The organism is Acinetobacter sp. 1566109 (assembly GCF_000582255.1).
In the GTDB taxonomy this organism is placed as follows: Bacteria; Pseudomonadota; Gammaproteobacteria; order Pseudomonadales; family Moraxellaceae; genus Acinetobacter; species Acinetobacter nosocomialis.
In genome coordinates this window covers 1-2,047 of sequence record NZ_JEYB01000144.1, presented here as the reverse complement: position 1 = coordinate 2,047, position 2,047 = coordinate 1, and the positions used below count along the sequence as shown (strand labels likewise).

Below are 2,047 nucleotides of genomic sequence, written 5' to 3'. Positions count from 1 at the left end.
TAATCCTTCTCAAGTTTTTGGCCTATAACCTGTCACTATGCAAGTATTCTTTTTATTCCTCGCAGCAATCCTGTTAGGTTTTGCATGGCTATCTCCATTTCACTATAACCCTTGGGTGATGTTTTCTAGTGAAATGAGTACCTTTGCGGCAGGTCTAAGTGCCGTAGCTGCACTTTTTTATCAAAATATAAAAATTCCGCGGGCACAATTATTACTATTGCCATTTATTTTAATTCCAGTGGTGCAGTGGGCTTTTGGTCTGGTTTTTGATTTTAATACAGCTTTGTTAAGTTCACTTTACTTATTAGGCTTTTGGTTTATGGTTGTGGCTGGCTATAACCTGTCATTAGATTATCAGCAGCGGGACCAAATTTTTACAGGGTTTAGCCTACTTGCTGTTATTGTTTCAGTTGCAACTAGCTTTATTGCGGTTTGCCAGTGGTTAAATATTGATACGCATTTTGCACATATGTTGCATTTAATTGGTAATCGACCTTACGGTAACTTTGGCCAACCCAATAATATGGCAACCTTTCTCATTATGGGGTTATTAGGATGCTTATATTTATATGAAAAGAACAAGGCTTCAGTTTGGTTACTCTTGCCATCAGCACTAACTATTTTATTTGCAGTTGTCCTAAGTCAATCACGCACTTCTTGGATTGTTTTTCCATTTTTACTCACCTATTGGGCTATTAAGCAATTTAACAAACCGAAGCGTTTTGGACTTTTTCAAGGCTTATTATGGTGTGCTGGCTTTTTCCTCATGGCGGGCTTAGTTTTACCGTTTCTTACAAGCTTAATTGAGGCATGGTCGCATACAGATATAACTCAGGCGAGTAGCTTGGCTGAACGGGCAAGTTCTGGTTATTTGCGTTTTAATATCTGGACGCAAATGTTACTCGCTGTACAGCAACATCCTTGGTTGGGATATGGGTGGAACCAAACTAGTGTTGCTCAAATGTCTGCTTATACTCTTTTCCCAACAGCAGAATGGACGACTAGTGCTCACAATGTATTGCTAGATCTTATTATTTGGAATGGTATTCCAATTGGTATCGTGATTATTGCTTACTTTACATTTTGGTTGTTTTGGTTAAATCAACAAGCGAAAGAAACAATTTCGATTATTGCAGTGATGATGGTCTGTACAGTACTTATTCATGCCATGTTAGAATTTCCGCAGCGTTATGCTTATTTCTTACTGACTTGTGGCTTTTTATTGGGTGTAATTCAAGCACAGACTCCAATACTGAAAGGTTTTGTACTAGGTAAACATCTTCTGCATTTAATTTGGGGTATTAGCTTAATACTTATGATCGCAATTTGGCGTGATTACAACGTATATGTCATGAATAGTAATTTACTATTTAAAAATAAGCAGCCAAATGCCGAGCTTATGGGAAGTGACCAGATTTTTGTTCTAACCCAATTTGAGCAGCGTTTAAAGTGGATTGCGCTTAATCCTCATGTAACTTTATCTGAAGCAGAGTTAGTTCAATGGGGAAATTTTGTGAAGAACAAAGCAACCCCCTATAATTTACGTAAATATGCTCAGTTACTTGCTTATAATGGAAAAATAGATCAGGCAGAGCGACAAATATTTATTTTGCAGCACCTTTATGGACAGCAAATAACACTGCCGCAATTATTAAAAGATAAATAAAAAAATCCCCTTGTTTTCAAGGGGATTTTTTTATGAGAAATTACATTTGGCTCTGGATATAGTTTTCGATACCAACGCTACCGATAAGGTCAATTTGAGTATCTAACCAATCCCAGTATTCTTCTTCTTTTTCTAAAATTTCTTGTACCAAATCACGTGTTACATAGTCTTGTTCTGTTTCAGCTAATGCAACTGCTTTTTGAATAGCTTCAATGTTTTCTTTCACTTTGCGAATATCACATTGCAGAACTTCTTCTGTATGCTGACCAATATACAATTTACCTAGATGTTGAAGATTAGGAAGTCCTTCTAAAAATAAGATACGTTCAATAATCTTGTCGGCATGCTTCATTTGACGAATTGAACAACTCGGTTCTGCTG

General features: G+C 36.7%; 2 protein-coding genes. One reads left to right on the top strand and one right to left on the bottom strand.

Annotation, left to right across the window (positions count from 1 at the left end; genetic code table 11):
- Positions 1-37 precede the first annotated feature (37 nt).
- Positions 38-1,666 (top strand): PglL family O-oligosaccharyltransferase, encoded by a 1,629-nt coding sequence (locus J582_RS24785; protein WP_032048047.1) that lies wholly within the window; start codon positions 38-40, stop codon positions 1,664-1,666.
- Between the two features lie 40 nt (positions 1,667-1,706).
- Here J582_RS24785 and bfr read toward each other — a convergent pair.
- A partial coding sequence (bfr, locus tag J582_RS24780) for a heteropolymeric bacterioferritin subunit Bfr (RefSeq protein WP_032048875.1) occupies positions 1,707-2,047 on the bottom strand: 341 nt, incomplete at its 5' end.